Here is a 23753-nt window from a genome sequence, read left to right as displayed (position 1 = left end):
CGACGTGCCCGTCGAAGCCGGGGTTCGGCGCGGTCCGAGCGGGAGAGGTCGCTCCCCGGGGTGGACCGGTTCGAGTGGGGCCGTCCGCTGACGGCCCCACTCGGCAGCTCAGTGCTCGTCGTAGTGCTCACCGTGCGCGGCGTGGCGGTGCCCGTCGTGGATGTAGTCGACGTGGTCACCGTGCGGGACGGCGACGTGGCCACAGCCCTCGCCGTGCGCGTGGTCGCCGTGGTCGTCGTGCGCACCGTGCTCCGCGGGCTCGCACTCGTCGAAGTGGCCACCGTGCGAGCGGTGCAGGTGTCCGTCGTGGAAGTAGTCGACGTGGTCACCGTGCGGAATCGCCACGTGACCGCAACCCTCACCGTGCGCGTGGTCGTGGTCGGTGTGCTCCAGGTGTGCCGTGGTCATGCCACTCGCCTTCCGCTCGTCGTGGGTTGCCCACCGAGGTCGGTGGACCACTCGGAACGATACATTAGTAGATGCGCATAAGTGACTCAGATCCGGAGTGGACAACCCCGCACGATGCCGTGGCGTCACCCGCGCCCGTCTCCGCCCACGCCGAGGCGGGGAACGGCGTTCCGCCACGCGGCGGAGCGCAGCAGGCGGAGACCGTTGAGGCCGACGATGACGGTGGAGCCCTCGTGACCGGCGACCCCGAGGGGCAGCGGCAGCGAGCCGAGCAGGTCCCAGGACACGAGGACGACGATGAACGCGCCCGCGATGACCAGGTTCGCGGTCACGACGCGCCGAGCGCGCCGGGAGAGGGCGATGACCGCGGGGATGGCGGAGAGGTCGTCGCGGACGACGATGGCGTCGGCGGCCCGCAGGGTGAGGTCGGCACCCGCGCCGCCCATCGCGATACCCGTGTGCGCGGCGGCCAGCGCGGGCGCGTCGTTGATGCCGTCCCCGACCGCGGCCACCCGCTGCCCCCGGGCTTGCAGGTCGCGCACGGCACCGACCTTGTCCTCGGGGAGCAGGTCGGCGCGGACGTCGGTGATGCCGACCCGCTCGGCGAGGCGGGTGGCGGCAGCGCGGTTGTCCCCGGTGAGCAGCACCGGGGCGGCGCCGGTGAGCCGGGTGAGGGCGGCGACGCCCGCCTGCGCCTCGGCGCGGAGCTGGTCGGTGATGCCCAACACCCCGAGCGGGCGCCCGTCGCACAGGACGACGACCGCGGTGTCACCCCGTTCCTGGAGGTCGGCGACCACGGCGGCGGCTTCGGGCCCGCCGCGCGGGGAGTCCACCGCCGCCGGTGAGCAGACCCGCACGCGCCGGTCCTCGACCACACCCGAGACACCCCGCCCCGGCTGCGCGGAGAACCCGTCCGCGGCGGGCAGGGCGATCCCCCGGAGGTCGGCCGCGCGCACGACGGCCGAGGCCAGCGGGTGTTCGCTGAGCCGCTCCACCGCCGCGGCCAGCCGCAGCACCTCGTCCTCGGCGCACCCCGCACCGGGCAGCAGCCGGACCTCGCGCAGCTCGGGGGCGCCCCGGGTCAAGGTGCCGGTCTTGTCGAAGGCGACGCGCGTGGTGGTCCCGAGCTGTTCCATCACCACGGCGGACTTGACCAGCACACCGTGGCGGCCGGCGTTGGCGACAGCGGCCAGCAGCGGGGGCATCGTGGCCAGGACGACCGCGCACGGCGAGGCGACGATCATGAACGTCATCGCCCGCAGCAGGGAGTCGCGCAGTTCCTCCCCCCGGAGCAGCGGCACCGCGAACACGGCGAGGGTGGCGGCGACCATGCCCACCGAGTAGCGCTGCTCGACCTTCTCGATGAACAACTGCGTCTTCGCCTTCGCCCGGCCGGCCTCCTCGACCAGGGCGGCGATGCGGGCGACCACGGACTCCCCCGCCCGGCGCCGGACCCGGACCCGCAGCGACCCGGTCCCGTTCAGCGTCCCCGCGAAGACCTCGTCCCCGACGGCCTTGTCCACCGGCAACGGCTCGCCGGTGATCGTGGCCTGGTCGACCTCACTCGCCCCCGCCGCGACCGTGCCGTCGGCGGCGATCCGCTCACCGGGCCGGACCAGCACCACATCGCCCACCTCGAGGTCGACCACCCGGACGGTCTCGTGCCCACCACCGGCCCCGAGCCGGGTCGCGGTGTCGGGCGCCAAGTCGAGCAGACCGCGCACCGACTCCTCGGTACGGGCGGTGACCAGGGCTTCCAGCGCCCCGGAGGTGGCGAAGATGACGATCAGCAACCCGCCGTCGAACACCTGCCCGATCGCCGCCGCCCCGACCGCCGCGACCACCATCAACAGGTCCACGTCCAGCGACCTCTCCCCCAGCGCCCGCACCCCGGCGAGGGCGGGCTCCCACCCGCCGGTCGCGTAGCAGGCCAGGTACAGCGACCACCACAACCACCCCGGCCCACCGAGCGACTGCGCGAGCAGCGCGAGCAGGAACAACACCAGCGCGGCACCCGCCCACCGGGTCTCCGGCAGCGTGAACAGCAGAGTCCTCCGCTTCCGCACCGGGACGGGAGCGGCCGAACGGTCCAGCGTGGCGGCGGACGAGACCACAGGGCACCTCCGAGAGCTCGAACGGGCCACCCCAACATAACAGCACAGGTGAAGACGTGTTCATATGATCTCCTGTCGTGTCCCGACGGCCCCGCAGACCACCACCCAGCCGCGAACCATCCCCTAAACTCCCCGGTCATGGGACACGGCGTCGAAGGGCGGGACCGGCGAGCCGCACGGCTCGACGCCGACGCGGCCGTGCACGTCGCCAACACGCTGCAAGCCCTCGCCACCCCCAGCAGGCTGCTCATCCTCACCGAACTCCGCCAAGGCCCCCGCCCGGTCACCGAACTGGCCGAAGCGGTCGGCATGGAACAGTCCGCCGTGTCCCACCAGTTGCGACTGCTGCGCAACCTCGGCCTGGTCACCGGGTCCCGTTCCGGCCGCAGCATCATCTACAGCCTCTACGACAACCACGTCGCCCAACTCCTCGACGAGGCCGTCTACCACAGCGAGCACCTCCGCCTCGGCCTCACCGACCACACGGGCACCACCGACTGAGGAGAACGGACCGCACGGGCGGCTCCCGCGATGCTGTTCCGGTTCCACCACGAGGACCAGACGACGGAACCGGGCAACACGGCCCAGCAGCACGGGTGCGAGTGGTCGTGCGAGTGGTCACCGCAGTCCTCAGTGGACCATGTCACGACTGCGGGACACGCTCCCGGCGTCGGCCCGCAACGGCGCTCCGACCCTCGCGGCGGGCAGGCTCGCGGCGCCCGGACGTCACTGCGGGTGAATCAGGCGATCGCAGTTGGCTTTTATCTGTCTGCCAGCGCAATTCGTAGATCATCGCCAAATCCGCGGGACGATCCACACCTGATCATGTGATAGGGGTCACAGAAGACTGATCGACGGAACTTCGCGTCGCCGGGTGCGACTTCTCGCTGTGACGGAGGGCGTACGGTCCGCACGGCAGGCGACCTGCCGCGCGATCCCCCGGGCGGACGGCGAGGTCTGGAGGTTCGATGGCACAGGGCATCGCGCTGGGGCGCTCCGACCTCGTGACGCCCGTCCGGGCACCCCGGTCCGCCGCTGTCCACGAGGTGGACTTCGTGAAGCTGGACCCGACGCAGAACATGACCCTCCTCGTGCGGACCGACCACCCGCAGGAGGCGCACCTGGGCATCGCCCGGCAGATCATGGCCTACCAGCACGTGCACGCCGAGCAGGTGGGGTTCGTGGTGCGGCCCACCGCCCCCGGCGCGGATGTCGGGCTGCGCATGGCGGGTGGTGAGTTCTGCGGCAACGCGTGCATGGCCCTGGCCGCCCTCGTCGCGGCGGAGCGGGGGCTGGGCGGCGGCGGGGTGCTCGACTTGGCGCTGGAGGTGCGCGGCACGGACGGGCTCGTCCGGTGCCGGGTCCTGCGGCACGCCGACGAGTACGTGTGCGAGACCGCGATGCCCGTCCCGCTGTCGCTGGAACCCGCTGTGGCACCCGGTGGGTGGGGCGGGAACTGCGCGTACGTGCGGTACTCCGACTCGCTGCACGTGGTGGTCGAGACGGCGCGGCTCGACGCCGCCGCGCGGCGGGAGGCGGAGTCGGCGGCGGTGCGGCTCGGCGCGGAGCGGGCCGTGTCGCTGGTGGGCGTCATGCTCTACGACCCCGACCACGGCAGCCTGACCCCGCTCGTCCACGTCCCGCTGCTGGGCACCACGGTGTGGGAGCGGGGGTGCGGCTCGGGGGCCGCCGCGCTCGGCGCCTACCTGGCGTGGAAGAACCGGGCTTCGGTGACCACCAGGGTGGTCCAACCCGGCGGGGCCGTGCGCGTCTCGGCGCACCACGCGCGGACCGGGGTCACCGGTGTCGAGGTCGAGGGGACCGTCCGGATCGTGGCCGAGGGCAAGGCGTACCTGCACTCGATCGAGGTGGTCCGGTGACCGGGGGCGCTTCGGGCCTGCTGCTGCTGATGGAGCGGCACCTGCGGCGGCTCCGGGCCTGCGGCGGGCAGTACGACGGGACGACCCGCCACAGCGCGGAACTGGAACGCGCCGTGGGCGACTACTCCGCCTTCGTGACCGACACCCGCCACCACGAGGCGTGGGCCGAGCTCGAACGGGCGACCCCGCCCGGCTTCGGCGACCTGGTGGGCGAACTGCGCGTGGTGTCCGCGCGGTGCGCCTCGCTGATGGAGAAGTACCGCGCGCTGCGCCTGCTGGCGGGTGACCCGGCGACGGCGGGGTACTTCGCCAACGTCGAGTCCGGGATCGAGGCGGAGTTCGGCGCGTTCGGCCTGACCTCCTCGTCGTCGGTGCTGCTGGTCGGCTCCGGCGCGTTCCCCATGACGCCGCTGCTCATCGGCGGGCGCACCGGGGCCAGGGTGGTGGGCCTGGACATCGACGAGGAGGCCGTCGCGCTCGGGCGGCGGGTCGTGGCGGCGCTGGGGCCGGGGCTGGACATCAGGTTGGAGCGCGAACCCGCGCAGGAGTCGGCTTTCACCGCCGGGGCCTCGCACGTCATCTTCAGCTCCACGGTGTCGGTGAAGTACGAGATCCTGCGCGCCATCCACGCGCGCACGGGTGACGACGTGGTGGTGGCCATGCGGTACGGGGACCGGTTCAAGTCCTTGTTCAACTACCCCAGGGAAGAGGTCGACAGCGCGATGTGGACGCTGGCGGAGCAGGTCCTGCGCCCCGAGCACGTCTTCGACGTCGCCCTGTACGTCAAGGCGACCCGCCGGTGAGCGACCTCGATCGGGTGCTGGTGGCGGGCACCGGGCCGACCTCGGTGCAACTGGCCGTCATGCTCAAGGGCGTGCTGGGAGCTGTCGTGGGGATCGCGGGCCGGGAGTCCGGCCGCTCCGGCGCGTTCTTCTCCGCGCTGGCGGCCTCCGGGCGCGTGCTGCGGGTCGACGTCCAGAACGAGCAGCACCGCGCGGCGGCGGGGACCTGCGAGGTCGACGAGGTGTTCCGGGGCTACGGGTCGGTCGCGGGTCCGTGGTCGACGCTCGTGCTGTCGGTGACCGCGGACGCCTACACCCACGTGCTGGACCGGCTCGACCGGCGGGTGCTGGGCGGGGTCCGCTGCGTCGTCCTCGTCTCGCCGACCTTCGGCTCCAGCAGCCTGGTGCGCAACCGCCTGCGCGCGGTCGCCCCGGACGCGGAGGTGATCAGCCTGTCCAGCTACCTCGGCGGCACCCGGTGGCACGACGGCGCCCCCTCGCACCACGTCCTGACGGCCGCGGTGAAGAAGCGGCTCTACGTCGGCTCCAGCCGGGGCCGCTCGGCGAACCTGGACCTGCTGTGCGAGGCCCACCGGCGGTTGGGCGTCGACATGGTGGTCATGGGCTCGCCCGTCGAGGCGGAGACGAGGAACATCTCCCTCTACGTCCACCCCGCGCTGTTCATGAACGAGATCTCCCTGGACGCCGTCTTCGCCGCGTCGGGGCCGGTCAAGTACGTCTACAAGCTGGTCCCCGAGGGGCCGATCACGCCCGCCCTGGTGAACGACATCGTCAGCCAGTGGCGGGAGGTCGGCGAGGTCGTGGCGAAGCTGGGGCTGGAGGGCGTCAACCTGCTCCGGTTCATGGTCGAGGACAGCTACCCGGTCCGCGAGGAGAGCATCTCCCGCGACGACGTGGAGCGGTTCGAGGAGCTGCCCCCGATCCACCAGGACTACCTGGTGTACGTGCGCTACGCCTCGCTGCTGGTCGACCCGTTCTCCGAACCGGACGCCGACGGCAGGTACTTCGACTTCTCCGCCGTCCCCCTGCGCCCGGTGTTCCGCGACGGCGAGGGGCGCTGGGACGTGCCGAGGATGCCGAAGGAGGACTACTACCGGACGAAGGTCATCCAGGGGGTGGCCCGGCACCTCGGGGTGGGCTGCCCGACGATCGACAAGCTCCTCGCGCGGTACGAGCGGGCGCTGACCGGGGCGGCGCGGGCCCGCGCGGGTCAGCCGCTGTCGGAAGCCTTCGAGGTCAAGGACTTCCGCGAGGACCTGGACATGATCTGCGAGGAGATCGCGGTGGCGCGGTGAGCGCCCCCGCGACACCGGAGGACAGGAGCGGTGTCCACATGGGCCAGAGCGTGGACGGCACGGTCGCGCCCGCCGACGAGCGGCAGCCGGGCGACTGGCAGATCAGCAGGGCGGTGCTGCCGACCCTGCTGGCCTCGGTCGTCGGGCTGCTCCCCTTCACCGTCTACAGCACGTTCCTGGTGCCGATCGCCGAGGCGGTGGGCGAGGGCGACGCCGCGGTGGGGGCGCTGCGCGGGCTCGGCGGGGTCGGGGCGGTGCTGGTCGGGATCGCCGCCGCCCCGCTGATCGGGCGGGTCGCCCCCGGCCGGGTCGCCGCGTGGGGGCTGGTGCTGCTCGCCGCGGCATCGCTGGTGGGCACGGTGTCCTGGTTCCCGGCCCTGGTGGCGTTCTGCCTGCTGGTCGGCGTGTCCAACGCCGTGCTCTACCCGGCCCTGACGACGGCCGCGGCCGACCGGTTCGGCGACGCCCCGGCCGCCGCCCGCGCCGCCACGCTGGTGTCGGCGACCAGGACGCTCGCGGCGACCCTCGTCGCGCCGCTGATCGCGCTGCCCGCGCTCTGGTGGGGGTGGCGGGGCGACCTGGTCGCCATCGCCGCGGTGTCCGTCGTCCTGACCCCCGTGCTGCTGCGCCACGGGCGCGAGCGCCACCTCGACGACACGCCCCGGCTCGGCTACTTCGCCGCGTTCCGCGGGCTGGCCGGGGTGCCGGGCGCCACGGCGCTGATGCTCGTCTCCTTCGGCCAGGCGGCGGCGTTCCAGGGGTACCTGGCGTACCTGGCCGCGTTCTACTCGGACCGGTTCAGCCTGTCCCCCGGCGTGTTCACCTTCGTCTGGACGCTCAGCGGCGGCTCCTTCTTCCTGGGGAACCTGTTCGGCGGGCGGTGGGTGAACGCCGGGGACGCCGACCGCCGGGCCCGCCGGGCGCTGCACGTCTCGATGGCCCTCGCGCTGGTCTCGCTGTTCGGCGTGTACCTGGCGCCCGCGTTGCCGGTCGCGCTGCTGTGCACCGCTGTGCTGTCGGCGAGCCACGCGGTGGGCGTGGCCGCCGTGACCACGCTGCTGGTGCGGCGCAGCGGTGCCCTGCGCGGCACCTCGTTGGGGGTCAAGGCATCGGTGATGAGCCTGGGGCTGTTCCTCGGCGCGGCCGCGGGTGGGGCGGGTCTGGCGCTGTGGGGCTACCCGGGTGCCGCCGCCGTGTTCGGTCTGCTCACCCTCGTCTCGGTGGTCGCGGCCGCCGCCGTGCGACGCGAATCCTGAACGGGGGCGCGCAAAGTGGACCACCCGATCCATGAGGTAATGCAAATAGTTCCCATTTTCACTAATGATGCGGTACAACAAGGGACATGGTGGAGTCGTCGATGGTCGGCAATCGCAAGGCAGTGCCCGAGAAGCGCCACCGGTTCCGCTGCGCGGTGGCCACGCTGTTCGCCGCGTCCCTGCTGGCCGCGGGCTGCGCGGGCGGTGAGGCGGAGCAGGCGGCGGGCGGCGCCCAGGACCCGTCCGGCCACTACCCGGTGACCGTGGACAACTGCGGCCGCAAGGTCACCTTCGACAAGGCGCCGTCGCGCGTCTACCTGGGATTCCAGTCGGCGGCCGAGCTGTTCTTCGGCCTGGGGCTCGGGGACCGGGCGATCGCCCAGATCAAGCCGATGGACACCCCGCTTCCCGAGCAGGCGGCCGACTTCGAGCGGGTGGCGGACAAGTCGCCGGACGCCTACGTCCCGGTCGGCAAGGAGGAGATGTTCGGGCTGCGCCCCGACATGCTCTTCGCCTACGTCAACTCCGAGTACGGCGGACCCGACCAGCTCGCGCCCGGCCTGGCCACCGTCGACGAACTCGGGTCCATCGGCGCGCAGGTCTACGCCCTGGTCTGCCCCGACGACAACCCGGTGCAGACCTCTTTCACCTACCGCGCCATCGCCGACCTCGGGGTCATCTTCGACGTCGAGGACCGGGCCACCGCGCTGATCGAGGAGATGAAGGCGCGCGTCGCCGACGTGCAGAAGCGGGTCGCGGGCCGCGAGCCGGTCCCGGTCTTCTACTACTACGGCGGCGAGGGCCCGATCACCACGGGCAGCCGCGACGCCTTCGTCAACGAGGTGATCGGCCTCGCGGGCGGCAAGAACGTCTTCGGCGACGTCGGTGGCGGCCGCCGCGGCTTCCTCAGGGTCTCCCAGGAGCAGGTCGCGGCCACCGACCCGGCCGTGTTCCTCATCGGGGCCAGCGCCAACAGCGACAAGGACGCCCAGGCCAAAACCGATTACCTCCACCGCCTATTCCCGGAGATGCGCGCCAGCAAGGACAAGCGCCACACCCTGACCTACGACACGGCCAACACCCCCGGCTGGCGGTGGGTCGACGTCGTCGAGGACCTGGCCAGGACCCTGCACCCGGACGCGTTCGCCGACAAGCCCGCCACCCCGCCGACCACGACGCGGGGCTCGCGGTGACGGCGGCACCGGACACCGACCGGCGGTCCGCAGGCGGCCCGCCGCCGCGGCGCCGGGCCGGGCAGGCGGTGCTGCTGCTCGGCCTGGGTGCCGCGCTGCTGGTCGGGATCGCCCTCGCGACCTCGTTGGGGCCGGTCAGCGTTCCGCTGCGCGAAACCGTGCAGGTGGTGCTGCACAACATCTCCTCGGAGTGGTTCGCCAAGCCGTCCGACCCGGTGTTCGCCCAGATCGTGTGGCAGTTCCGGCTGCCCAGGGCGCTGCTCGGCGCGGTGGTGGGGGCGGGTCTGGCCGCGGTCGGCGTCGTCCTGCAGGCGGTCGTGCGCAACCCGCTGGCCGACCCGTACCTGCTCGGGGTCTCCTCCGGGGCCTCCTTCGGCGCCGTGCTGGTGCTGGTGGTGGGCTCCGGTGCGGCGGCCGGGCTGGGGATCTCGTCCGCGGCGTTCGCGGGTGCGCTGATCGCGACCCTGCTGGTGTACGCGCTGGCCCAGCGCGGCGGGCGGGTGACGCCGTTCCGGCTGATCCTCGCCGGGGTGTCGCTGGCCTACCTGTTCCAAGCCCTCTACGGCCTCCTGCTGCTGCGCGCGAACCCGCACGACGTCCAGGGGGTGCTCACCTGGCTGTTCGGCAGCCTCGGGTCCACCGCCTGGAGCGACGTCGGCGTCCCCGCCGCGGGCGTGCTCGTCGGGCTGCTGTACCTGTTCACCCAGGCGCGGCCGTTGAACTCGCTGCTCGGCGGGGAGGAGACGGCGGTGTCCCTCGGGCTCGACGTCGCCCGCTTCCGCATCCGGATGCTGGTGGTCACCTCGCTGATGGTGGGGGTGATGGTCGCGGTCAGCGGGGCGATCGCGTTCGTCGGGCTGATCATCCCGCACCTGTGCCGGATGCTGGTCGGCGCCGACCACCGGCGGCTGCTGCCGGTGGCCGCGCTCACCGGCGCGGTGTTCCTGGTCCTGATGGACCTGGCCGCGCGCACCGTGCTCGAGGCGACCGAGTTGCCGCTGTCCATCGTGACGGCGGTGTTCGGGGTGCCGTTCTTCATCTGGTTGCTGCGCAAGCGCGAAGTGGGACGGGAGGCGCGATTCGGGTGAGGCACAACGAGAACGGGAGCGCGGTGGCGCCGCGGGTCACCGCCGAGGGCGTGTCGGTCTCGCTCGGCGGAACGCCGATCGTGTCCGATGTGGACTTCACGGTCGGGCCCGCGGAGATGGTCGCCGTCGTCGGCCCGAACGGCAGCGGGAAGTCCACGCTGCTGCGGGCGGTCTACCGGGCGCTGCGACCGGAATCGGGTGTGGTGCGGGTCGACGGCGCGGACGTGTGGTCGCTGAGCGCGCGCCAGTCCGCGCAGCGGACCGCGGTCGTGGTGCAGGAGAGCGGCAGCGACTTCGTCCTCAAGGTCGCCGACGTCATCGCCATGGGCCGCAACCCGCACAAGGGGCCCGTGGACCGCGACACCGACGACGACCGGCGCGTCTGCGCGCAGGCCATGGCCAAGACCGGGGTCTCGGCGCTGGCCGGACGCGACTACGACACCCTCTCCGGCGGCGAGAAGCAACGGGTCCTGCTGGCCAGGGCCCTGGCCCAGCAGCCGCGCCTGCTGGTCCTCGACGAGCCGACCAACCACCTCGACATCCGGTTCCAGTTGGAACTGCTCGACCTGGTCCGCGGCCTCGGGGTGGCCTCGCTGACGGTCATGCACGACCTCGCGCTGGCGGTCGGGCACTGCGACCGGGTCTACGTCCTGCACCGCGGGCGCGTCGTCGCGGGCGGACCGCCGGCCGAGGTGCTGACCACCGACCTGGTCGCCGAGGTCTTCGGCGTCCGGTCGCACCGCTGGTCCGACCCGGACACCGGTCAGGTCCACCTCGCCTTCTCCCGGCTGGCGGGCGCGGTGTCCCCGGCGGAACCGGCCGCGGCGGGCAAGGGACAAGAATGAGGTCGGCCCGCGCGCCCCGGCGCACTCACCCGGAAGGAAGCCCGTGACCACGCTCGACCCGATCGACCCCAGGCCGGACCTGTACCGCCGGTGGGACGTCCAGCAGACCGCTTACATCGCCGACCGCGACCGCGTGTACGAGGTCCTGTTCGAGGTGCTGACCCACCTGCGGCCCGCCGAGGACCTGGTGGTGCTCGACCTGGCCTGCGGCCCCGGCGCGATCAGCGGCAGGCTGCTGGAGCGGCTGCCCTCGGCGCGGGCGGTGGCGGTCGACGTCGACCCGGTGCTCCTGGCCATCGGCGAGGGCGCCCTCGGCGACTTCGACGGCAGGCTGCGCTGGGTGCGGGCCGACCTGCGCGACCCGGGGTGGGCCGACGGCCTCGGCGAGGACGGTTCGTTCGACGCGGTGCTCTCCAGCACGGCGCTGCACTGGCTCGAACCCTCGGTCCTCGCCGCGACCTACCGCCGCGCCTTCCGGCTCCTGCGGCCGGACGGTGTCCTGCTCAACGCCGACTACCTCCCGCACGACCAGGGGAGCAGGCTGCGCTCGGCGTGCGACGCCCTCGCGCTGCGACGGCGCACGAAGGCGTTCGAGGGCGGCGCCGAGTCCTGGGAGCAGTGGTGGGAGGCCGTGCGGGCCGAGCCAGGGCTGGCCGACGCCCTCGCCCTGCGCGAGACGCTGTGGCCGGAGGGCTCGCGCGACTGGACGGGTGCCTCGCACCGGTTCACCGAGGCCGCGCTGCTCGACGCCGGGTTCGCCGAGGCGGGCGTGGTCTGGCAGGACCTGCAGGAGCGGATCGTCGTCGGGCTGCGCTGACCCGACCCCGGCGGCGCGGCCCCGCTCGGCCCGCCGCCGGGGCACCGGTCAGCCGGGGAGGGTCAGGCGCGGCTCGACCCCGCTGCGCGGCAGCAGGCCCCGGGACTCCAACCCGGCGCGCAGGTGCTCGGCGGCGTCGATGTTCAGCGGGCTGCTCGTCCACATCGCGAACGGCAGGTTGAGGAACCGGCCCTCGACGACGGCGGGCAGGTCCCTGGTGGCGGGGTTCGTCCGCAGGACGTCGACCTTGTCCTGGTAGGACTGCCGCTTGTAGTCGACGAAGGCGATGAAGTCCGGGTCCGCGGCGACGATGCGCTCCCACGACACCGAGGTCCAGGACTCCTGGAGGTCACCGAGGGCGTTGCGCGCCCCCGCGGCCTCGATGATCGCCTGCGGGGCGCCGAAGGCCCCGCTGGAGTAGACGTCGGTGGTGCCGCGGTCGAACAGGAAGACCGTCGGCCGGTCCGGCGCCGCGGGGGCGGCGGCGAGCGCGTCGCGGCGGGCCCCGATGTCGGCCACCGCGGCCTCCGCCTCCCGGTCGCGCCCGGTGATCCGCCCGAGGTTGCGCAGGTCGGTGTTGAGGGCGGCCCAGGGTTCGACGGTGCCGCGCGCGTCACCGGAACCCCGCTTGCAGCCCTCGGTCGACTGGTAGGCCGCGATCGACCGCGCCGCCAACCGGTCCGGTGTCACGTCGGCGCCGTCGCTGAACCAGGAGACCACCACGTCGGCGCGCTGGGCCACGACGTTCTCCAGCGACGGCTGCCCGTCCGTGGTGAGGTTCAGCCCGTCGACCACCTCCGTGCCGTAGGCGGCCCCGAGCACGGCGCGGTCGTCGCCCAGGCTGCTCACCGCGGCCACCTGGTCCGCGGCACCGAGGGCGAGGACCGTGGCGACGCGGTTGCCCTGGTTGACGAACAACCGCTGCGCCGGGCTCGGGAACGGGACCTGCTCGCCGCAGTTGTCCACCGTGACCCGGTTCGCCGCGGCGGGCTGTTCCCCGCCGCCGCACCCCGCGAGGGCGGGGACCGCGGTCAGGAGCGCGGCGCAGAGCAGGGCGCGCGGGCGTGGTCGGTTCGTTCTCATGGGTCGGTCCTCGTCTCGACGGGGTGCGGCGGTGCGGAACCGGGGCCGAGCACGAGGTGCTCAGCCCCGGTCCCGGGATCGGTGATCCGGGCGGCGGCCACGGCGAAGACCTCCTCGACCGTCGCGGCGGACAACGCGGTCGACGCCGCGTCCACGACGCGCAGCGCGCCGCGGTGCAGGACCGCGACGCGGTCGAAGTAGGCCGCGGCGAGCGGCAGGTCGTGCATGGCGGCCACCACGGTTCGGCCGAGGCCGCGCAGCGTCTCCAGCAGCCGGGTCTGGTGGCCGACGTCGAGGTGGTTGGTGGGCTCGTCGAGCACCACGAGCCCACCGCCCTGCGCGAGGGCCCGCGCGAGCATCGCCCGGCGGCGCTCGCCGCCGGAGAGCTGGTCGCAGCGCCGGTCGACCGCGTGCGCCAGGTCGACGGCGGCCAGCGCGCCCGCGACGACCGCGTGCTCCTCGCGGCCCAGCGCCCACGGCCGCCGGTGCGGGACCCGCCCCAACGCCACCATCTCCCCGACGAGCAGGTCCTCCTGCGGTGTCTCCTCCTGGCCCACGTAGGCGATCAGCCGGGCGCGCTCGCGGGCGGGCAACGTGCGCAGGTCCCGCCCGCCGACGGCGACCACGCCGTCGGCCGGGGCGCGCAGCCCGCTCAGCGCGCGGACCAGGGTCGACTTGCCGCTGCCGTTGACCCCGACGAGCGCGAGCATCTGCCCCGGCTCGACGTCGAGGTCCACCCCGGACACGACCGTCCGCCCCGCGACCTCGCAGCGCACCCCGCGGCACCGCAGCGACGTCACCGGCCGCCCCCGGAGAAGCTGTAGTGCCTGCGTCCCATCAGGACCAGGAAGACCGGCGCGCCGATGAGCCCGGTCACCACGCTCAGCGGCATCTCCTGCGGTCGCACCAGCACGCGGGCCACGACGTCGACCCACACCAGGAACAGCGCGCCGCCGACGGCGGCGACCGGCAGCACCGCGGCGTGCCGCGCGCCGACCGCGACCCTGGCCAGGTGCGGCACCACCAGGCCGACGAACCCGACGCCGCCCGACACCGCCACGAGCACCCCGACCAGGACGGAGGACAGCAGGAACAGCCCGATCCGCACCCCGCGCACCGGCACGCCCAGCGCGGCGGCCACGTCCGGGCCGGAGGCGAGGGCGTCGAGCCACGAGTGCACGCCCACCAGCGCCGCGGTGGCCACGGCGACGGCGACCAGCGCGGGGCCGGTGTTGTCCCAGGTGGCCCCGGACAGGCTGCCCAGCAGCCAGTGCAGGACAGCCTGCGTCGCCTCCGGTTCGTCCCCGACGAACACCAGGAAGCTCGACACCGACGAGAACGCCGCGGAGAGCACCACGCCGGTGAGGACGAGCCGCAACGGGGTCAACCCGCCCTGGGCCAGCGCCACCCCGAACACCAGCAGCGCGGCCACCACCGCCCCGGCCAGCGCCCCGGCCGACAGCCCCCAGACCCCCAGCCCGCCGAACGCCCCCGCGACGATGACCAGCGTCGCGCCCACCCCGGCGCCCGCGGAGACGCCGAGCAGGTACGGGTCGGCCAGCGGGTTGCGGACCAGGGTCTGCACGACCGCGCCCGCCACCGCCAGCCCCGCGCCCACGACCGCCGCCAGCACCACCCGCGGCGCCCGCAGGTCCCACACGATGGCGTCGTAGACCCGGTCGGGGCCCGGGGTGCCGGTGAGGCCCGCCTCGACGGCCCGCCACACCCCGGCGGGCCGCAGCGACTCCGAGCCGAGCGTCAGCGACACCGCCATGCTCAGGACCAGGCAGACCGACAACGCCAGCACCAGGGGCAGGGTCGGCACCCTGCGCGTCCCGCTACCGGACACGCCACACGACGACGCGCACGCCGAACCCGCTCTCGCCAGGGGCTCATCCGCGAAGCCCGATCGGTCGACGACCGAGCCAGCAGGTCTTCGGACTCGGGTTCAGCCCGCCGGAACGCCTTCCCGGGCACCGGGGCCCAGTGGCACGTGTTCCGCCGGTCACCCTCACCGCTGCGCGACAGTCCCGGATTCGCACCGGGTTCCCTGGCCTTGCGGGCACGACTGGCTCGGGCAGAACCTAACACGGTCCCGGCCGCCGGGGACAGAGCCGTGTGACGTGGCCGTGTGACGTGGCCGTGTGACGTGGCCGTGGCTGTTGCCCGCGGTCGGGTTCAGCCCTGCCCGTGCGGCGGCGGCAGCGCCTCCGCGAGCGCGCCCGGCCTGCTGACGGGCCTGCGGGCGCCGCTGCGCGGATCGGCGGCCCAGGCGGCAACGAGGTCGCGCGCGCCCTGCGCGGTGACCGGCCCCCACCACTGGTCGTCGGAGGCCACCGCGACCACGGGCCCGTGGTTGCAGGGGTAGAGGCAGCCGGTGTGGGTGAGCAGCACCCCGTCCACACCGACCCCGCGCTCGCGCAGGGCGCGGGCGAGCGCCTCGGCGGTCTCGGCGGCCCCCCGCGCGCTGCACCGCGGTCCGTGGCAGACCAGGACGTGGCGGCCGTGCCCCGGCGCGGTGTCCCAGGCGGGTGAGGACAGACCCGCCTCCTCCCCGGTCACCGCCCGGTCCGCGACCGTGATGGCCAGCACCCCGGGGAACCTCCGCACCCAGTCCCCCGCGACCCGCCGCAACCACGACCGCGCGGGCGAGACGGTCCCCGCCGTGGGGACGGCCACCAGGCGCACGAGCGAACCGGGCTCGGTCGCCGCGAGGTCGTCGAGCACGTCGTGCAGGGTCGGCGCGCCGAGCTGCAGGTAGGCCACCCTGGCCCCCACCTCCTCGGCCAGGATTCGCAGATCGGTCTCCCGGTTCGCGGCGTCAGCCCCCATCCCCACCAGGACGAGACGGTGTTCTCGCACGCGACTGCTCCTCTGGTGTCCCGCCGGATGGACTCCCCGCCACCATCTCGGGTCGAACGCCTGAACGCAATGCACAATGTGCGGAACGGGGGAATTGCGATCATAATTCCCCGAACACCAGAAACCGATTCACCAGCTTTGTCAGGAACAGAGCACGAACCCCTGGACTCGGCGTCCACCACGCCCTGACAAATGCCGCCCCGAAACCTGTCACCCGCCGCAGGAACCGGCCCCTTGTCCGAAAAGCGCGCCGCCTTTCTCCAATTCCGCGGACCGGGATTGCGCTGTCACGTCCCGCAGAGGACGTCGTGCGCCGGGCGCGTGCCGTCGACGAGGAAGGCGGTCACGGTCCGGTCCCCGCAGGCGTTGCCGTTGGCCAGGTAGGCGCCGTGGCCGCCGGAGTCGACGCTGACCATGCGGGCCCGGTCGCCGAACGCGCGCCGCATCCGCAAGGCGCCGCTGTGCGGTGTCGAGGGGTCGCGCAGGTTGTTCACGAGCAGCACGTTCGACGGGCCGCGCGGGGTGATCCGAGTCGTCCGCTCGGCAGGCGGGTGGGGCCAGAACGCGCAGGGGAAGATGTTCACCGGCATCCCCGCCGTGAGTGGGTGCGCCAGGCGGTCCCGGTCCACGTCCCGCTGGTGGGCGCGAACCGAATCAGGCCACTCCACGTCATTGCACAGGGTGCCGATGGCGACGGCCGTCGTGTTCTGCTGAACGGGTTCCGGCGGCGCGGGCAGGCTCGGCAGCGGCCCGGACGCCATCGCCGCGCGCATCAGCCCGGCGAGCCGGGGGAAATCGGCGTCGGAGTACAGCGCGGGGAGCATCGTGCTCCGCAGGACGTTGCCGGTCAGCCGCGGCGGGTTGGCGCCGGGCCAGGGCAGCGGCTGCCGGTCCAGGCCCGCCGCGAGCCGCAGGAACGTCTCCCGCACAGCGGTCGCGTCCGCGCCCAACCCGTATTCGGTGTGCCGAGCCGCAGCCCACGCGGCGAAGTCCGGGAAGCGGTCCTCGACACCGACGCCGTAGTTCGCCGCCCACCCGCGCGCCACGCGGCGGGGATTCGGATCACCGCTGCTGTCCAGCACGACCCGGTCGGTGCGCTCGGGGAACATCGTGGCGTAGACCGCGCCCGCATAGGTGCCGTACGAGACGCCCCAGTAGGAGATCCGCTCCTCGCCGAGTGCCCGGCGGATGCGGTCGATGTCCCGCGCCTCGTTCCGGGTGCTGATGTGGCGCAGCAGCTCCCCGCCGTCGCGCCCGCAGGTCTCGGCGATCCGCCGGGCCCGCTCGACGTTGCCCGCGATGTCCCCGTCGGGCGCGGGCCAGGGGTAGAGGTGGGCCGGGGCGATGTCATCACCCGCCAGCCTGCACGACACCGGCGTGCTCCGCCCGACCCCCCTCGGGTCGAACCCGACGAGGTCGTACCGGTCGAGCAACTCGACCGGCAACCGCGAGACGTACGAGCTGGGCCGGTTGATCCCCGAACCGCCCGGTCCGCCCGGGATGAGCAGCAGCACCCCGCGCCGCGCCCCGGCCTTCGCGGTCCGAATCCGCGAGACAGCCAACTCGATCCGATCCCCACCCGGCGCGCCGTAGTCCATCGGGACCCGGACCGTCGCGCATTCCTGCCGGGGGTCGACCACCGGAGCCCCGGGGCACGCTCCCCACACCACCCCGCCCGCTTCCGCGGCGGCCACCGGAACGGCCGAGAAGGAGAGGACCGCCACCCCGGCAAGGAGAATTCGTCGCATCGCCACAGCATCGCGCCGCGACGCCCGCTTCGACATCCGGCTATCCGCAGTGTCGGAGGTGAGGCCTGCCCCACCGGTGCCGCAGAACCGCGCGCTTGCCTGCGGCGGGCAAGCCGACCCACCAGACTCGGGTCATCGATCCCCGGACCGTCCCGGCCTGTCGACACCCACCCGGGTGGTGACTGGGTCACCCGGTGGTCTGCCCTGCCCCTCGACGAAGGAACGCACCACCATGACCGACACCACCGACGCCCGCTCCCACGTCCAACGCCGCACCTTGCGGGTCCTGGTGGCCTCCCAGGTCCTCAGCGGGGCGGGACTGGCGGCGGGCGTCACCGTCGGCGCCCTGCTCGCCCAGGACATGCTCGGCTCCACCACCCTCGCCGGTCTGCCCAGCGCCCTGTTCACCGCGGGCTCCGCCCTCACCGCCGTCGCCGTCGGTCGGATCTCCCACGCCCGCGGCCGCCGCCCCGGTCTCGCGGCGGGTTACCTCGCGGGCGCCCTGGGCAGCGCCGGGGTGATCACCGCCGCGGCACTGGACAACGCCGTCCTGCTCTTCGCCGCCCTGTTCGTCTACGGCGCGGGCACCGCCACCAACCTGCAGGCCCGCTACGCCGGGGCCGACCTCGCCGCCCCCACCCACCGCGCCCGCGCCGTGTCCACCGTCCTGGTCGCCACCACCATCGGCGGTGTCGCCGGCCCCAACCTCGCCGCCCCCGCGGGCACCCTCGCCCACTGGGCGGGCCTGCCCCACCTGGCGGGGCTGTTCGTGCTCTCCGGCACCGCCTACGCCCTCGCCGCGCTCGTCCTGACCCTCTGGTTGCGCCCCGATCCCCTGCTGCTCGCCCGCACCCTGCACGAGCGGGAACCGGCCCCCGCGACCGCGACCGACCCCACGCTGCCGACCCCGGAGCCGCGGCACGCACCGGGTCCCCTGCTGGGCGGCCTGGTCATGGTCCTCACCCAACTGGTCATGGTGGCGATCATGACCATGACCCCGGTCCACATGCACGACCACGGCCACGGCACCGCCGCCTCCGGCCTGGTCATCGGCATCCACATCGGCGCCATGTACCTGCCCTCACCCCTGACCGGCCTGCTCGTCGACCGCCACGGCCGCCTCCCCCTCGCCGCCGCGTCCGGCGTCACCCTGCTCGCCGCCGGGATCATCGCCGCCACCGCACCGGGCGACTCCATCGCCCTGCTGGCACTGGCGCTGGCGCTGCTCGGCCTGGGCTGGAACTTCGGCCTCGTCTCCGGCACCGCCATCGTCACCGACGCGGTCCCCCTGGCCACCCGCGCCAAGACCCAGGGCGCCATCGACGTCTCCATCGCCATCGCCGGAGCCACCGGCGGCCTGGCCTCCGGCGTCGTCGTCGGCGCCGCGGGCTACCCCGTCCTCGCCCTCGCGGGCGGCGTCCTGTCCCTGGCCCTGCTCCCCGCCATCGCCGTCACCCGCCGCCGCTGACGTCCGGCCCGGGAGGGAATCGGCCCATTCGTCCGAAGTGGACCGATCACCCGACGGGGGTCGCATCAGTGCCGCGCCGGACCTCCGGCCAGCGGCAGGCTGAGTCGTCCGCTGAGTTCGGCGACGGTCGGGCCGTGGGTTTCGCGGACCACGGCGCCGCGGGGGCCGAGGTCGAAGGTGGCGAGGTCGGTGTAGAGGCGGGTGACGCAGGCGAGGCCGGTCAGCGGGTAGGTGCAGGCGGGGACGAGTTTGGGGGTGCCGTCCTCGGCGAACAGGGTCATCATCACGAAGACCCGGCGGGCACCGGCGGCGAGGTCCATGGCGCCGCCGACGGCGGGGATGGCGCCGGGGGCGCCGGTGTGCCAGTTGGCCAGGTCGCCCGACACCGAGACCTGGAAGGCGCCGAGGACGCAGACGTCGAGGTGCCCGCCGCGCACCATGGCGAAGGAGTCGGCCTGGTGGAAGTAGGAGGCGCCGGGGAGTTCGGTGACGGGGGCCTTGCCCGCGTTGGTCAGGTCGGGGTCGACGTCGCCGCCGGTGGCGGCGGGGCCCATGTTGAGCATGCCGTTCTCGGTGTGCAGGACGACGCCGGAGTCGGGCGGCAGGTGGTCGGCGACGAGGGTGGGTTGGCCGATGCCGAGGTTGACGTGGGACCCGCGCGGGATGTCGCGGGCGACGCGGGCGGCGATCCGGTGCCTGTCGAGGCTCACGCGGCCACCACCCTGTCGACGAAGATGCCCGGGGTCACGACGGATTCGGGGTCGAGGGTGCCGGGGTCGACGACCTCGGCGACCTGCACGATCGTGGTGGCCGCGGCGGTGGCCATGACCGGGCCGAAGTTGCGGGCGGTCTTGCGGTAGACGAGGTTGCCCATCCGGTCCGCCCGGTGCGCGCCGATCAGCGCCACGTCGCCGCGGATGGGGTACTCGAGGACGTGCGTGCGGCCGTCGATCTCGCGGGTCTCCTTGCCCTCGGCGAGCAGCGTGCCCGCGCCGGTGGGGCAGTAGAACGCGCCGATGCCCGCCCCCGCCGCCCGCATCCGCTCGGCCAGGTTGCCCTGCGGCACCAGTTCCAGCTCGATCTTCCCGGCCCGGTGCAGCCCCTCGAACACCCACGAGTCGGCCTGGCGGGGGAACGAGCAGACGACCTTGCGGACCCGTCCGGCGGCCAGCAGCGCGGCCAGGCCGGTGTCGCCGTTGCCCGCGTTGTTCGAGACCACGGTCAGGTCGGCCGCGCCCTGCTCGATCAGCGCGTCGACCAGGGCGACGGGCATGCCCGCCAGGCCGAAGCCGCCGACGAGGACCGTGCTGCCGTCCTCGACCCCCCGCACCGCCTCCGCCGCGGTGTCGCAGATGACCGCCACGTCACGCCTTGCCGGTGGAGGTGTTCTCGAGCACGACCGCCAGGCCCTGCCCGACGCCGATGCAGATGGCCGCGACGCCCCACCGTTCGCCGGACTCGCGCAGCCGGTGGGCCAGCGTGCCGATGACCCTGGCCCCGGACGCGCCGAGCGGGTGGCCGATGGCGATGGCCCCGCCCTTGGCGTTGACCAGCTCCGCGTCGGCCAGCCCGGCCTCGAGCCACGCGTCGACGCACACGAGCGACTGCACGGCGAAGGCCTCGTTGAGCTCGACCGCGCCGACCCGGTCCCAGGTGACGCCCGCCCTGGCCAGGGCCCGGTTGGCGGCCTCGACGGGCGCGTAGCCGAACCGCTGGGGCGCCAGCGCGAACGCCCCGCGCCCGGCGATGCGCGCCAGCGGGTCGGGGCCGAGGCCCGCGCCGCCGATCAGCAGGGCCGCGGCGCCGTCGTTGAGCGGGGAGGCGTTGCCCGCGGTGATCGTCCCGCCCGCGCGGAACGACGGCTTCAACGCGGCCAGCTTCTCCGCCGACGAGCCGGGGCGGATGCCCTCGTCGCGGGTCAGGCCGCCGACCGGGACCACCAGGTCGTCGTGGAAACCCGCCTCCCAGGCGGCGTGGGCGGCGTTGTGGGAGCGGGCGGCGAACCCGTCCTGCCGCTCCCGGCTGACGCCGAACTCCTCGGCGAGCCGCTCGTTGCACTCGCCCAGGCTCGCCGTCCACTCCTCGGGCATCCGCTCGTTGACCAGCCGCCAGCCCAGCGCGGTCGACACGGCGGTCACGTTGCCCGCCGGGAACGCCCTCGACGGTTTGGGGAGCACCCACGGCGCGCGGGTCATCGACTCCACCCCGCCCGCGACGACCACCTCGGCGTCCCCGGTCTCGACCATCCGCGCCGCGGCCATCGCCGCGTCCATCGACGACCCGCACAGCCGGTTCACCGTCGTGGCCGGGACCGACACGGGCAGCCCGGCCAGCAGCACCGCCATCCGCCCGACGTTGCGGTTGTCCTCCCCCGCCTGGTTCGCGCACCCCCACACCACGTCGGCGATCCGCTCCGGGTCCACCCCGGGCGCCTTGGCCAGGACGGCTCTCAGCGCGGTGGCGGCCAGGTCGTCGGGCCGGTGCTCGGCCAGGGCGCCGCCGAACCGCCCGAAGGGGGTGCGCGCCGCCGCGTAGAGGTAGGAGTCCACGCGGTCGACGTTAGGCCCGCCGACCGATCGTGTCCAAGACTGGGTGACGATGGATTGATAAGCTGAGGCGGTGGAATTGCGGGTGCTGCGGTACTTCCTCGCCCTCGCCGAGGAGCAGCACTTCGGCCGCGCGGCGCAGCGGGTCCGGGTCGCGCAACCCGCCCTGTCCCAGCAGATCAAGCAGTTGGAGGCGGAACTGGGCGCCCGGCTGTTCGACCGGTCGACGCGCCGGGTCGAGGCCACCGAGGCGGGCAGGCGGTTCACCGAGCACGCCCGCCGCATCCTCGACGCGGTCGACCGCGCGGGCGAGGACATGGCGGCGCTGGCGAAGGGCCTCGTGGGCCGGGTCAGCGTGGGGTTCGTGGGCACGGCGACCTACGACGTGCTGCCGCGGCTGTCGCACCTGGTGCGCACCCGGCTGCCCGGGGTCGACCTGCGCGTGCGCGGCGAACTGCTCACCCCGGACCTGCTCGACGGCGTGGCCTGCGGCGAGTTCGACCTGGCCCTGGTCCGCCCGTCCGCGCGCGAGCACCCCCTCACCGTGACGCCGCTGCGCTCCGAGCGGCTCGTCGCGGTGCTGCCCGCGACCCACCCGCTGGCCGCAGGCCCCGACGTCGACCTGGCCGACCTCGCCGACGAGGCGTTCATCGCACACCCCTCGGGCGACCGGTCGTCCATGCACCGCCGCGTCCTCGACGCGTGCGCCAGGGCGGGCTTCCAACCCCGCGTGCACGAGGTCGGCGAGACCGCCACCCTGGTCGTGCTCGTCGCCGCCGGGCTCGGGGTCGCCCTGGTCCCCGAGCCCGTGCGCAGCCTGGGGTTGCGCGGCGTGTCCTACTTGCCGCTGCGCACCGAGGTCACCGTCGACCTGCTGCTGGCGGCGGCACCGGACCGCGCCTCGATCGCGGCCGACCGGGTCGCCGACCTCATCCGCGAGGCCGTGCGGTGAGCGGCAGGCCGGTGCGGCCCCCGGCGAGGCGGGTCGAGCCCGCCCGCGAGGCGACCACGCCTGCAGGCTCGCCGATCCGGCGGCGGGTGCGGTTGAGCCCGGGGAGCAACCCCGGAAGCCCATGTCGTAGGTGTCGGTGTTCTTGTCGTGGCGGGTGGTGGTGAACCGGTGGGAGTTCTCCTCCTGCTTGTCCGGGTTGGCCTGGTCGGGCTCGTCCGCGCCGGAGAACTCCTCCTCGTCGTCCTTGCCGTGGGCGGTGCGGCCGCGGGTGGACTCGGTGTTGCCGAGCCGCCCACCACCGTTCCGAGATCATCCTCGCCCGCATCGTCCCCCACCTCCGGTGGAGATCCGCGGCACACCGCCTAGATGCGGCGTGCCGCTCGCCAGGCCAGGGAGTAGTGGCCGCCGTCGTCGAGTAGTGAGGTGCCGCCCAGGTCGCCCATGGTTGGGCCGTTGGCGCGTTCGCGGCTGGAGATGAACCGGTGGTGGCCGGTGTTGTCCACGCCCAGGTAGACGGCGGCGTGGTCGAGTGTGGCCTCGTCGTCCTCCACCTCGAAGAAGACCAGGTCGCCTGGTTGGAGGGCGGTGTAGGCGGCTGCTCGGCGGTGTTCGTTGGGCACGACCAGGACGCCGGGGCCGGAGTCGGCGATGGCGTAGGCGCGGCGGGGGAGGCCGGGGCCGGGCTTGTTGCCCGGGAGCAGTGGGTAGCCCAGTCGGTAGCCGTAGACGAGCCGGACGAACCCCGAGCAGTCGACCGCGCGCAGGCGCTTGGGGTCCGGTGTGCCGGTGGTGCGGTCGGCGAAGGTGTGCCGGACACCGAGGTAGTCGTAGAAGTCGGAGCGCTCCAGGCGGCCGGCGCCGGAGGCCGCGACCGGGCCGAAGGACGCGTCGCCGCGGTAGCGCACCCCGTCGGCGTCGGTCTCGTTCGGGGCGCCGTCGAGGTACTGGGTGGCCACCGCCAGCACATCCGGCTCGGTGGAGCCGCCGTGCTGGTCGAACCAGGGGGTGAACCAGGGTTCGGTTTCCGCGTTCGGCGACCACGGTCGGGGCAGGAGGCGCACCCAGGCGGTGGTGGTGACGGTGGCGGTGGTGAACCTCGGCTCGGCCAGCGTGCGCGAGGGCCCGGTCAGCACGGCCGTGCGGGCGCCGTCGGTGAAGGTGGCGAGGGTGGTGCCCGCGGCGTCGCGCACCACCGTTCGCGCGGGCTCGGCGAGTCGTTCGAACCGAGGTGCCCCACCGCCCGGTGGGGCCGCGCCGGGCTGGGCCGCGCCGGGCTGGGCGGTGATCGGCGGGAACGCGGCAACGCCCCGCCCGTCCCCGCGGTCCTGCGCCACGAAGAGCACCACCCCGACGCCTGCCAGCAGCACGGCGAGCACAGTCATGAGCACACGCATC

At 73.9% G+C, this 23753-nt stretch carries 22 protein-coding genes and 1 riboswitch; of the genes, 11 read left to right on the top strand and 11 right to left on the bottom strand.

What is annotated here, in order from left to right:
- Positions 1–108: 108 nt before the first annotated feature.
- Positions 109–408 (bottom strand): hypothetical protein, encoded by a 300-nt coding sequence (locus UO65_RS18845; protein ID WP_035284374.1) that lies wholly within the window; start codon positions 406–408, stop codon positions 109–111.
- Positions 409–533: 125 nt separating this feature from the next.
- Positions 534–2474 (bottom strand): heavy metal translocating P-type ATPase, encoded by a 1941-nt coding sequence (locus tag UO65_RS18840; RefSeq protein ID WP_324608973.1) that lies wholly within the window; start codon positions 2472–2474, stop codon positions 534–536.
- Positions 2475–2660: 186 nt separating this feature from the next.
- Here UO65_RS18840 and UO65_RS18835 point away from each other — a divergent pair, with 186 nt between their 5' ends.
- From UO65_RS18835 to UO65_RS18795, 9 genes are all read left to right on the top strand, one after another.
- The gene (locus tag UO65_RS18835) at positions 2661–3023 is read left to right on the top strand and encodes an ArsR/SmtB family transcription factor (RefSeq protein WP_035284372.1); all 363 of its coding nucleotides are present in this window, start codon (positions 2661–2663) and stop codon (positions 3021–3023) included.
- Positions 3024–3490: 467 nt separating this feature from the next.
- The gene (locus tag UO65_RS36820; RefSeq protein WP_161784483.1) at positions 3491–4402 is read left to right on the top strand and encodes a diaminopimelate epimerase; all 912 of its coding nucleotides are present in this window, start codon (positions 3491–3493) and stop codon (positions 4400–4402) included.
- On the top strand, positions 4399–5205 hold the full coding sequence (locus UO65_RS18825; protein ID WP_200873401.1) for a class I SAM-dependent methyltransferase: 807 nt from the start codon (positions 4399–4401) through the stop codon (positions 5203–5205). Before UO65_RS36820 ends, UO65_RS18825 begins: the two co-directional genes overlap by 4 nt.
- On the top strand, positions 5202–6500 hold the full coding sequence (locus UO65_RS18820; protein ID WP_035284371.1) for an opine metallophore biosynthesis dehydrogenase: 1299 nt from the start codon (positions 5202–5204) through the stop codon (positions 6498–6500). The genes UO65_RS18825 and UO65_RS18820 overlap by 4 nt, the downstream gene beginning before the upstream one ends.
- A 38-nt stretch (positions 6501–6538) precedes the next feature.
- A complete protein-coding gene (locus UO65_RS18815; protein WP_035284370.1) occupies positions 6539–7756 on the top strand; it encodes an MFS transporter in 1218 nt (405 codons plus the stop codon).
- An 86-nt stretch (positions 7757–7842) separates the two neighbouring features.
- Positions 7843–8949 (top strand): ABC transporter substrate-binding protein, encoded by a 1107-nt coding sequence (locus tag UO65_RS18810; RefSeq protein ID WP_035284369.1) that lies wholly within the window; start codon positions 7843–7845, stop codon positions 8947–8949.
- A complete protein-coding gene (locus UO65_RS18805; protein ID WP_052021348.1) occupies positions 8946–10037 on the top strand; it encodes a FecCD family ABC transporter permease in 1092 nt (363 codons plus the stop codon). Before UO65_RS18810 ends, UO65_RS18805 begins: the two co-directional genes overlap by 4 nt.
- On the top strand, positions 10034–10882 hold the full coding sequence (locus tag UO65_RS18800; RefSeq protein ID WP_084175852.1) for an ABC transporter ATP-binding protein: 849 nt from the start codon (positions 10034–10036) through the stop codon (positions 10880–10882). Before UO65_RS18805 ends, UO65_RS18800 begins: the two co-directional genes overlap by 4 nt.
- A 43-nt stretch (positions 10883–10925) precedes the next feature.
- A complete protein-coding gene (locus UO65_RS18795) occupies positions 10926–11699 on the top strand; it encodes a class I SAM-dependent methyltransferase (protein WP_052021347.1) in 774 nt (257 codons plus the stop codon).
- A gap of 48 nt (positions 11700–11747) precedes the next feature.
- Here UO65_RS18795 and UO65_RS18790 read toward each other — a convergent pair whose 3' ends face one another.
- From UO65_RS18790 to UO65_RS18770, 5 genes are all read right to left on the bottom strand, one after another.
- Positions 11748–12782 (bottom strand): ABC transporter substrate-binding protein, encoded by a 1035-nt coding sequence (locus UO65_RS18790; protein WP_084175850.1) that lies wholly within the window; start codon positions 12780–12782, stop codon positions 11748–11750.
- Positions 12779–13582: an ABC transporter ATP-binding protein gene (locus UO65_RS18785; RefSeq protein ID WP_035284367.1), complete on the bottom strand. Its 804-nt coding sequence runs from the start codon at positions 13580–13582 to the stop codon at positions 12779–12781. The genes UO65_RS18790 and UO65_RS18785 overlap by 4 nt, the downstream gene beginning before the upstream one ends.
- Positions 13579–14607 (bottom strand): FecCD family ABC transporter permease, encoded by a 1029-nt coding sequence (locus UO65_RS18780; protein ID WP_233427734.1) that lies wholly within the window; start codon positions 14605–14607, stop codon positions 13579–13581. Before UO65_RS18780 ends, UO65_RS18785 begins: the two co-directional genes overlap by 4 nt.
- An 85-nt stretch (positions 14608–14692) precedes the next feature.
- A riboswitch (cobalamin riboswitch) is annotated at positions 14693–14870 on the bottom strand.
- A gap of 90 nt (positions 14871–14960) precedes the next feature.
- The gene (locus tag UO65_RS18775; RefSeq protein ID WP_146241297.1) at positions 14961–15644 is read right to left on the bottom strand and encodes a (2Fe-2S) ferredoxin domain-containing protein; all 684 of its coding nucleotides are present in this window, start codon (positions 15642–15644) and stop codon (positions 14961–14963) included.
- A gap of 287 nt (positions 15645–15931) precedes the next feature.
- Complete coding sequence (locus tag UO65_RS18770; protein WP_200873400.1) at positions 15932–17392, bottom strand: alpha/beta hydrolase; 1461 nt, start codon at positions 17390–17392, stop codon at positions 15932–15934.
- 232 nt (positions 17393–17624) lie between these two features.
- Between UO65_RS18770 and UO65_RS18765 the strand changes: the two genes are divergently transcribed.
- A complete protein-coding gene (locus tag UO65_RS18765; RefSeq protein WP_035284361.1) occupies positions 17625–18860 on the top strand; it encodes an MFS transporter in 1236 nt (411 codons plus the stop codon).
- Positions 18861–18925: 65 nt separating this feature from the next.
- Here the strand turns inward: UO65_RS18765 and UO65_RS18760 are convergent, their stop codons facing one another.
- From UO65_RS18760 to UO65_RS18750, 3 genes are read right to left on the bottom strand one after another with little or no spacing between them, the layout of a single operon-like run.
- Positions 18926–19570, bottom strand: a complete 645-nt coding sequence (locus UO65_RS18760; protein WP_035284359.1) for a 3-oxoacid CoA-transferase subunit B — start codon at positions 19568–19570, stop codon at positions 18926–18928.
- Positions 19567–20223: a 3-oxoacid CoA-transferase subunit A gene (locus UO65_RS18755; RefSeq protein WP_035284358.1), complete on the bottom strand. Its 657-nt coding sequence runs from the start codon at positions 20221–20223 to the stop codon at positions 19567–19569. Before UO65_RS18755 ends, UO65_RS18760 begins: the two co-directional genes overlap by 4 nt.
- Before the next feature lies 1 nt (position 20224).
- Positions 20225–21409 carry a thiolase family protein gene (locus UO65_RS18750; RefSeq protein ID WP_035284355.1) on the bottom strand — a complete coding sequence of 395 codons (1185 nt, stop codon included), beginning with the start codon at positions 21407–21409 and terminating at the stop codon, positions 20225–20227.
- A gap of 70 nt (positions 21410–21479) precedes the next feature.
- Between UO65_RS18750 and UO65_RS18745 the strand changes: the two genes are divergently transcribed.
- Positions 21480–22358: a LysR family transcriptional regulator gene (locus UO65_RS18745; RefSeq protein ID WP_035284352.1), complete on the top strand. Its 879-nt coding sequence runs from the start codon at positions 21480–21482 to the stop codon at positions 22356–22358.
- A gap of 362 nt (positions 22359–22720) precedes the next feature.
- On the opposite strand, the gene UO65_RS18740 is transcribed toward UO65_RS18745, so the two are convergent.
- Positions 22721–23752 carry an NlpC/P60 family protein gene (locus UO65_RS18740; protein ID WP_084175847.1) on the bottom strand — a complete coding sequence of 344 codons (1032 nt, stop codon included), beginning with the start codon at positions 23750–23752 and terminating at the stop codon, positions 22721–22723.
- Position 23753 lies beyond the last annotated feature (1 nt).

It is taken from the genome of Actinokineospora spheciospongiae (genome assembly GCF_000564855.1).
GTDB classification, from domain to species: Bacteria; Actinomycetota; Actinomycetes; order Mycobacteriales; family Pseudonocardiaceae; genus Actinokineospora; species Actinokineospora spheciospongiae.
This window is presented reverse-complemented; position numbering and strand designations above follow the sequence as displayed.

Bases quoted from the DNA above. Each gene is read 5' to 3' on its own strand.
- UO65_RS18835 (WP_035284372.1), top strand. From the start codon at position 2,661: ATGGGACACGGCGTCGAAGGGCGGGACCGGCGAGCCGCACGGCTCGAC.
- UO65_RS18790 (WP_084175850.1), bottom strand. From the start codon at position 12,782: ATGAGAACGAACCGACCACGCCCGCGCGCCCTGCTCTGCGCCGCGCTC.
- UO65_RS18845 (WP_035284374.1), bottom strand. From the start codon at position 408: ATGACCACGGCACACCTGGAGCACACCGACCACGACCACGCGCACGGT.
- UO65_RS18740 (WP_084175847.1), bottom strand. From the start codon at position 23,752: ATGCGTGTGCTCATGACTGTGCTCGCCGTGCTGCTGGCAGGCGTCGGG.
- UO65_RS36820 (WP_161784483.1), top strand. From the start codon at position 3,491: ATGGCACAGGGCATCGCGCTGGGGCGCTCCGACCTCGTGACGCCCGTC.
- UO65_RS18810 (WP_035284369.1), top strand. From the start codon at position 7,843: ATGGTGGAGTCGTCGATGGTCGGCAATCGCAAGGCAGTGCCCGAGAAG.
- UO65_RS18770 (WP_200873400.1), bottom strand. From the start codon at position 17,392: ATGCGACGAATTCTCCTTGCCGGGGTGGCGGTCCTCTCCTTCTCGGCC.
- UO65_RS18765 (WP_035284361.1), top strand. From the start codon at position 17,625: ATGACCGACACCACCGACGCCCGCTCCCACGTCCAACGCCGCACCTTG.
- UO65_RS18815 (WP_035284370.1), top strand. From the start codon at position 6,539: ATGGGCCAGAGCGTGGACGGCACGGTCGCGCCCGCCGACGAGCGGCAG.